Origin of the sequence: Streptomyces sp. NPDC014006 (assembly GCF_043088925.1) — a bacterium.
In the GTDB taxonomy this organism is placed as follows: Bacteria; Actinomycetota; Actinomycetes; order Streptomycetales; family Streptomycetaceae; genus Streptomyces.
Genome location: NZ_JBICAJ010000001.1, coordinates 414,647 through 422,907 on the forward strand (window position 1 = coordinate 414,647; position 8,261 = coordinate 422,907).

5 protein-coding genes are annotated in these 8,261 nt (G+C 74.1%); 4 read left to right on the forward strand and 1 reads right to left on the reverse strand.

Translation table 11 applies throughout. The features are described 5' to 3' along the window. Nucleotides 1-120: 120 nt before the first annotated feature. The 4 genes from ACF1GV_RS01880 (at nt 121) to obgE (ending at nt 6,857) form a co-directional block, all read left to right on the forward strand. The gene (locus tag ACF1GV_RS01880; protein WP_391676931.1) at nt 121-4,488 is read left to right on the forward strand and encodes a ribonuclease E/G; all 4,368 of its coding nucleotides are present in this window, start codon (nt 121-123) and stop codon (nt 4,486-4,488) included. A 200-nt stretch (nt 4,489-4,688) separates the two neighbouring features. Beyond that, nucleotides 4,689-5,009 carry a 50S ribosomal protein L21 gene (gene rplU / locus ACF1GV_RS01885; protein WP_009188585.1) on the forward strand — a complete coding sequence of 107 codons (321 nt, stop codon included), beginning with the start codon at nt 4,689-4,691 and terminating at the stop codon, nt 5,007-5,009. Nucleotides 5,010-5,023: 14 nt separating this feature from the next. Next, the gene (gene rpmA / locus ACF1GV_RS01890) at nt 5,024-5,278 is read left to right on the forward strand and encodes a 50S ribosomal protein L27 (RefSeq protein ID WP_103784733.1); all 255 of its coding nucleotides are present in this window, start codon (nt 5,024-5,026) and stop codon (nt 5,276-5,278) included. A gap of 133 nt (nt 5,279-5,411) precedes the next feature. Continuing rightward, nucleotides 5,412-6,857: a GTPase ObgE gene (gene obgE, locus ACF1GV_RS01895; RefSeq protein ID WP_391676933.1), complete on the forward strand. Its 1,446-nt coding sequence runs from the start codon at nt 5,412-5,414 to the stop codon at nt 6,855-6,857. A gap of 19 nt (nt 6,858-6,876) precedes the next feature. On the opposite strand, the gene ACF1GV_RS01900 is transcribed toward obgE, so the two are convergent. Next, nucleotides 6,877-8,085: a hypothetical protein gene (locus ACF1GV_RS01900; protein ID WP_391676935.1), complete on the reverse strand. Its 1,209-nt coding sequence runs from the start codon at nt 8,083-8,085 to the stop codon at nt 6,877-6,879. Between the last annotated feature and the right edge of the window lie 176 nt (nt 8,086-8,261).

Genomic DNA, 8,261 nt, shown 5'->3' on the forward strand with positions numbered 1-8,261 from the left:
CGCGCCCCGGACGGCGGCACCGCGCACAGCGCGAGCCGCGGACGTCAACGGTGGCCGATCTTCGTGATCGGCCCCCGGACCAGGCGCGGCGCCCGGGAGCCTGACGGGAGATACGCCCGCATGCTCGAGCCGACCGAACCCACTCAGGGTTCCGAAGATCAGAACACTCCCAGCGACACACTGCCGCCGCGTCGTCGGCGCCGTGCCGCTTCCCGCCCGGCCGGTCCGCCGGCCCACACCACCTCCGACGCTCCTGCCGAGACGGTCGAGCCGGCCATACCGGCCGCCGCGACCGCCGAAGCGGACGATGAGGCCGCCGAGGCCATCGCCGCCGCGGTGAACACCGAGACCGAGGAGGAGGCCGCCGTCGCCGACGCGCCGGCCGCCCAGGCCGACGAGGAGGAGGCCGCGCCGGCCCGCCGCACGCGGCGCCGTGCGACCCGCCGGGCTTCCGCGCCCGCCGGTGCTCCCGCGTCCGCCGAGGATGCTGAGACGGTCCTGGCTTCCGGTGCCGGTGAGGCTGCCGGGGCCAAGGCCGCCGAGACCGTGGCCGCCCAGACCCCTGCCGTAGAGGCCTCCGACGAGGAGCCCGCGCCCAAGGGCCGTGGCCGCCGTCGCGCCACGCGCCGCGCCTCCGCGCCCGCCGGATCCCCGGCCTCCGCCGAGGCCGCGGAGACCGTCGTGCCCGCCGGGACGCCCGCTGCCGCCGCCGACAGTGGCGAGAGCGAGTCCGCCGAGACCGCCGGAGCGCCCGCCGCCCAGGCCGTCGAGGAAGAGGCCGCGCCCGCCCGCCGCACGCGGCGCCGAGTGACCCGCCGCGTCACCGCAGGTGCTGCCGCGTCCCCCGAGGCCCCTGAGACCGTCGTGGCCGCCGGCGCCGCTGAGGCTGCCGAGGCCGAGGTCACCGAAACGGCCGTCGAGACGCCCGCTGCCGAGGCCCCCGCCGAGGACGCCGCCCCCAAGGGCCGTGGCCGCCGCCGGGTCGCCCGCCGTGCCTCCGCGCCCGCCGGGGCGCCGGCCGCCGCGGAGACGCCCGTGACCGCCGAGACCCCCGTGGCCGCCGGTGTCGACACCGAGACCGCCGCCGTGGCCGGTGTGGGCGAGCCCACCGCCGCGGCGCAGGCGGCGGCCGTTGAGCAGGCCCCCGCCGGGAAGACCTCCGAGCAGGCCGAGGACGGCGCCCCGCGCCGTGGCCGCCGCCGCGCGGAGCGGCGTGCGGCGACCGGCTTCGCCGCGCCCGCACAGTCCGCCGCCGACGACGAGTCCGAGTCGCCGCGCCGGCCCGCGCGCCCCGCGGTCGCCGTCTTCCAGGCGCCCGTGTTCACCGAGCCGAAGTTCCAGACCCCGGAGCGCGCCGCCGCCGAGGCTGCCGCCGAGGACCACCCCGCCGAGGACCGCCCCGCCCAGGCCGTGGAGGCCGAGGAGCCGGTGGAGGAGCAGGCCGGTTCGCGGCGCCGCCGCCGACGCCGTGGCGCGGCCGAGGAGCCGGAGCGGTTCGCCGACAGCGCCGTCGAGGCCGAGAGCCCCGCCGCCACCGCCGAGGAGGCGGAGGACGACGACCAGGCCGAGGACGCCGCCGAGGGCGAGGAGAACGAGGAGACGGGTTCCCGTCGCCGCCGCCGTCGTGGCGGCCGCCGCCGTCGCCGCGGTGAGTCCGGTGACGCCGAGGGCGCCGAGGGCGACAGCGAGGAGCTCGCCGCCGAGCAGGCCGCGCAGGACGCCGAGGACACTGCCGAGCAGGTCGAGGAGGACGACGAGGAAGCCGCGGACGACAGGGACGCCACGTCGGCCGAGGACGACGCCGACGACCAGGCCGGCGGGTCCACCGCGGGCAGCCGTCGCCGCCGTCGCCGCCGCCGTCGCGCCGGTGACGCCTCGGGGGAGAACGAGCCGTCCACCGACGACCCGGAGCGCACCGTCGTCAAGGTGCGCGAGCCGCGCCCGGCGCGCGAGAAGAGCGAGCCGTCCGACGAGGTGCAGTCCATCAAGGGCTCCACGCGTCTGGAGGCCAAGAAGCAGCGCCGCCGCGAGGGCCGCGAGCAGGGCCGCCGCCGCGTGCCGATCATCACCGAGGCGGAGTTCCTGGCCCGCCGCGAGGCCGTCGAGCGCGTCATGGTCGTCCGTCAGAACGGCGACCGTACGCAGATCGGCGTCCTGGAGGACGGCGTGCTCGTCGAGCACTACGTCAACAAGGAGCAGGCGGTCTCGTACGTCGGCAACGTCTACCTCGGCAAGGTGCAGAACGTCCTGCCGTCGATGGAGGCCGCCTTCATCGACATCGGCAAGGGCCGCAACGCCGTGCTGTACGCCGGCGAGGTCAACTTCGAGGCGCTCGGCATGGCCAACGGGCCGCGCCGTATCGAGTCCGCGCTCAAGTCCGGCCAGTCGGTCCTGGTCCAGGTCACCAAGGACCCGATCGGCCACAAGGGCGCCCGCCTGACCAGCCAGGTCTCCCTGCCCGGCCGCTACCTCGTGTATGTGCCCGAGGGCTCGATGACCGGCATCAGCCGCAAGCTGCCCGACACCGAGCGGGCCCGGCTGAAGACCATCCTCAAGAAGATCGTCCCCGAGGACGCGGGCGTCATCGTGCGCACGGCCGCCGAGGGCGCGAGCGAGGACGAGCTGCGCCGGGACGTCGAGCGGCTGCAGGCGCAGTGGGAGGAGATCCAGAAGAAGTCCAAGAACGGCGGCAACGCTCCGACGCTGCTGTACGGCGAGCCGGACATGACCGTCCGGGTCGTGCGCGACATCTTCAACGAGGACTTCTCCAAGGTCATCGTCAGCGGCGACGAGGCGTGGCAGACCATCCACGGGTACGTCGCGCACGTCGCCCCGGACCTCGCGGACCGGCTGCAGCGGTGGACCAGCGAGGTCGACGTCTTCGCCACCTACCGGATCGACGAGCAGCTCGCCAAGGCCCTGGACCGCAAGGTCTGGCTGCCCAGTGGCGGTTCGCTGGTCATCGACCGGACCGAGGCGATGGTCGTCGTCGACGTCAACACCGGCAAGTTCACCGGTCAGGGCGGCAACCTCGAGGAGACGGTCACCAGGAACAACCTGGAGGCGGCCGAGGAGATCGTGCGCCAGCTGCGGCTGCGCGACCTCGGCGGCATCATCGTCATCGACTTCATCGACATGGTGCTGGAGCAGAACCGGGACCTGGTGCTGCGCCGCCTGCTGGAGTGCCTGGGCCGCGACCGCACCAAGCACCAGGTGGCCGAGGTGACCTCGCTGGGCCTGGTGCAGATGACCCGCAAGCGGGTCGGCCAGGGTCTGCTGGAGTCCTTCTCCGAGACCTGCGTGCACTGCAACGGGCGCGGTGTCATCGTCCACATCGACCAGCCGGGCTCCACCGGCGGTGGCGGCAAGCGCAAGAAGCGGGCGCGGGCCGGTGCGGCCGAGCAGCCGCACGAGCACGAGCACGAGCACGAGGCCGTCGCCGAGGCGGTGGTGCGGACCGCGCAGACCGCCGAGGAGGAGGCCGAGAGCGAGGCCGAGGTGGCCGCCGAGGCCGCCGAGCCGCTCGCGCTGCCCGAGCCGGTCTTCGCCCCCGACGAGGAGCTGTACAGCAGCATCGCCGAGGCCGAGGCGGCCGCGTCCCGCGGTGGCCGCGGCCGGCGCCGGGCGAGCCGGCGGGCATCCGCCCCGGCGGGCGCCCCCAAGGCCGAGCCGGCGAAGGCGGAGGCCCCCGAGGCCGAGGCCACCGAGGCGGAGGCCACGAAGCCGGAGCAGCCCAAGGGCAGGCGGCGCAAGCCCGCGCAGGCCGAGGCCGCCGAGGCCCTGGCGCCCACCGCGCAGACGGTGACCGCCGAGGAGGAGGCCGAGCGTCCCGTGCAGCCGGAGCCGGCCGCCGAGGCGCTGGCCGAGCCCGCGGCCGTCGAGGACGCCGTCGTCGCGGCGACCGAGGCCCCCGCCGCCGAGCCGGCCGCGCCCCAGGGCCGTACCCGCCGCCGGGCCACCCGCCGGGTGTCCGCGCCGGCCGGTTCGCCCGCCGGGGCGGAGGCGGCCGTGGTGACGGTCCCGGAGACCGCGCCCGCCGCGGCCCCGCAGGCCGAGGCTCGCGTCGAGGCCCCGGCCCCGGCTGCCGAGGCCGCCGAGGCTCCCGCCGAGCCGGCCGCTCCGGCCCGTCCGCGGCGCCGGGCCGTGCGCAAGGCCACCGCGCCGACCGCACCGATGGAGGCGGCCGTCGTGGTCGTGCCGGCCGCGGAGAGCGCGGCTCAGGCCCCGGCCGAGGCGACGGAGGCGACCGAGGCCGCGGAGGAGTCCGAGGCCGCACCGGCCAAGAAGACCGCCCGCAAGGCGGCCAAGAAGGCCACGGCGAAGAAGGCCGCCACCACGAAGACGACGGCCAAGAAGACGGCCGCGAAGAAGACGGCGGCCAAGAAGACGACGACCAAGAAGGCGGCGGCCAAGAAGACGGCCGCCAAGAAGACCTCGGCGGCGCAGCAGACGGCCCCGTCCGTCTCGGCCTCCGCGGACGAGTCCTGACCGATCAGGTCACACGGGGCCCGGTTTGACCCTTCCGGGCCGGGCCCCGTAACCTAGACCGTCGGCGTGTCCAATGTGCATGCCACATCCCCGTAAACCTCTTCCTCCCGGGCACACGGCTGGCCGGGAGAGGTCGTCCGCGTCTGCCGGGTGGCTGGCCTGCGGGGGTGCCGTTCCCCGAGCGAGAGAGTGAGATCCGCGTGTACGCCATCGTGCGCAGCGGTGGTCGCCAGCACAAGGTTGCTGTCGGCGACATCGTTGAGGTTGACAAGATTTCCACTGCCAAGGTTGGCGACACGGTCGAGCTCTCGACCCTGCTCGTTGTCGACGGCGACGCCGTGACCAGCGACCCGTGGGTGCTGGCCGGCATCAAGGTCCAGGCCGAGGTCGTGGACCACCACAAGGGCCAGAAGATCGACATTCTGCGCTACAAGAACAAGACCGGCTACCGCCGTCGTCAGGGCCACCGCCAGCAGTACACGGCGATCAAGGTCACGTCGATCCCCACGGCCGCGAAGTAAGGGACTGAGGAGAAATGGCACACAAGAAGGGCGCATCGTCCACTCGGAACGGTCGCGACTCCAATGCCCAGCGGCTCGGCGTGAAGCGCTTCGGCGGTCAGGTCGTCAGCGCGGGTGAGATCCTGGTCCGCCAGCGCGGCACCCACTTCCACCCGGGTGCGGGCGTCGGCCGTGGCGGCGACGACACGCTGTTCGCGCTGCAGGCCGGCTCGGTGCAGTTCGGCACCTTCCGTGGCCGCAAGGTCGTGAACATCGTTCCGGTCGCCTGAGTCGCGCTGATCGGAAGCTTTCGCGAGGCGGACCTCACTTCCCGGTCGGGAAGGCGGGTCCGCCTTTCGCGTGTTACACCGAAGACATCTCGTACCAAGAGAATCTCTCGTACGTTTCTGGAGGCACCCCACCATGACCACCTTCGTGGACCGCGTCGAACTGCATGTCGCCGCGGGTAGCGGAGGTCACGGCTGTGCCTCCGTCCACCGTGAGAAGTTCAAGCCGCTCGGCGGCCCGGACGGCGGCAACGGCGGGCGCGGCGGCGACGTCATCCTCACCGTCGACCAGTCCGTGACCACGCTGCTGGAATACCACCACTCCCCGCACCGCAAGGCCACCAACGGCAAGCCCGGTGAGGGCGGCAACCGCTCCGGCAAGGACGGCCAGGACCTGATCCTGCCGGTCCCGGACGGCACCGTCGTGCTGGACAAGGCCGGCAACGTCCTCGCCGACCTCGTCGGCCACGGCACCTCCTTCGTCGCCGCCCAGGGCGGCCGCGGCGGCCTCGGCAACGCGGCGCTGGCCTCCGCCCGCCGCAAGGCGCCCGGCTTCGCGCTGCTGGGCGAGCCCGGCGACCTGAGCGACATCGTGCTGGAGCTGAAGACCGTCGCCGACGTGGCGCTGGTCGGCTACCCGAGCGCGGGCAAGTCGTCGCTGATCTCGGTGCTGTCCGCGGCCAAGCCGAAGATCGCGGACTACCCGTTCACCACGCTCGTGCCGAACCTCGGTGTCGTCACCGCCGGCTCGACCGTCTACACCATCGCCGACGTGCCGGGCCTCATCCCCGGCGCGAGCCAGGGCAAGGGCCTGGGCCTGGAGTTCCTGCGCCACGTGGAGCGGTGCAGCGTGCTCGTGCACGTGCTGGACACCGCGACCCTGGAGTCCGACCGCGACCCCGTCTCCGACCTCGACATCATCGAGGAGGAACTGCGCCAGTACGGCGGTCTCGGCAACCGTCCGCGCATCGTCGTCCTGAACAAGATCGACGTGCCCGACGGCAAGGACCTCGCCGAGATGGTCCGCCCGGACCTCGAGGCGCGCGGCTACCGCGTCTTCGAGGTGTCCGCGGTCGCCCACATGGGGCTGAAGGAGCTGTCGTTCGCGCTGGCCGACCTGGTGGCGAAGGCGCGGGCCGCCAAGCCCAAGGAGGAGGCGACCCGTATCGTCATCCGGCCCAAGGCCGTCGACGACGCCGGGTTCACCGTGACCCGTGAGGACGCCGGCGGCGAGCCGCTGTTCCGGGTGCGCGGCGAGAAGCCCGAACGCTGGGTGCGGCAGACCGACTTCAACAACGACGAGGCCGTCGGCTACCTCGCGGACCGCCTCAACCGCCTCGGTGTCGAAGAGGAGTTGATGAAGGCGGGCGCCCGCACCGGCGACGGCGTCGCCATCGGCCCCGAGGACAACGCGGTCGTCTTCGACTGGGAGCCGACCGCCATGGCGGGCGCCGAGATGCTCGGCCGGCGTGGCGAGGACCACCGCTTCGACGCCCCGCGCCCCGCGGCCCAGCGCCGCCGCGACCGCCAGGCCGAACGGGACGAGGCCGACCGGGAGTTCGACGACTTCGACCCGTTCTAGGCCGCGAGCCGGGCGGCGGTCAGAAGCCGCCGCCCAGCTGTACGTACTGCCGCAGGCTCAGGGCGTCGTAGGCCGTTCCCAGCAGCGGGTCGGCGGAGTTGCGGAACGCGGGACCACCGGACGTGGACAGCAGAGCGCGGACCCCCTTGTCGGCCCAGGCGCACTGCTGGACGTGCTGGTCCCGGACGACGAGCACCTGGCACTTGAACAGCACCGGGTCCCGCCGCACGCCCTCCTCCGGCTTCAGGAGGAACAGCCGGGGCTTCTCGGCCACCGTCACACCGGGTGCCTCGGCGGCCGTGCGCAGCATGTGGTCGCGGGCCCGCCGGGGGTCCTCGATCCGGCCGTGGGCGCCGTCGACGGTGAGCCACTGGCCGGGGGTTCCCGTCGGCCCGTCGTCGTACGGCGCGAAGAAGCCGGAGACCTCGGTCACGCGTTCATGGCCGGGATCCGGTGCCGTGGCGACGCGGGGAACGCCGTCCGGGTGGCTCTCCCTGCGGATCCAGCCGTCGTCCCAGAGCGTGTCGGGGATCGTGAGGACGGGCGGGCCGGACGCGTACCGCACGTAGCTCCGCGCCCCGATCAGCGGCCCCCGCACCAGGCTCCACACACCCGGCCCGGCGCACAGCAGACCCAGCACGGCGCACGACACCCACACGATCCGGCGTGACCGGGTACGCCCCAGGAAGAACGCGAGCAGCACGAGGCCGCCGGCCGCGCCGAGCAGGTCCGCCCCGGCCTTCTGCCGGCCCTCCAGGCTGCCCGGGGTCTCGCCCTCCTCCCGCGGGACGGGAGCGGTCAGCAGGAAACCGGCCCTGCCGACCGGCGCCTCCCTCCCCGCCCGGTTGACGGTCACTTGTACGTCTTCGGCGACGAGGGCACCGCCGATCCGGACGGTCACCGGGCGCACCGTCGGGCAGCTGACGAACCGCCCCCACGCGGTGACCTTCTTCCGGCAGCCCTTGCCGACCGTCACCGGCGTGGCACTCCGCGGCAGGGCATAGTCGAGTGTCATCCGTCGGCCGACCGGGTCTCCCTCCGCCAGGTGGCCACGGGAACCGTCCGGCCGTTCCGGGTAGACCTCGGGCCGTATCGTCAGGGTGGCGCCCACATCGGCGGTGACGTACTCCTCCTGCGCCAGCACCACGTCGTAGGCGGGCTGGTCGGTGGCCGGCGAAGCACTCGCGGGCCCCGCGCCGCCCAGCAGCAGCGCGGTCACGACCACCACGCTCCGGACCGTGCGAAGAGCCGGCATTCTCGTCCTTCCGTCGACAACAGGCGGTACCTCCGTGAGACCTGTGGACGGCGGGATCGGTTGTACGGCTCATCGAGAAGGGCCCCCCCCCCCCCCCCCCGCGCGGGGGGGGGGGGGGGCGCGGTCGGGGAGGGCGCCGTAAGGACACC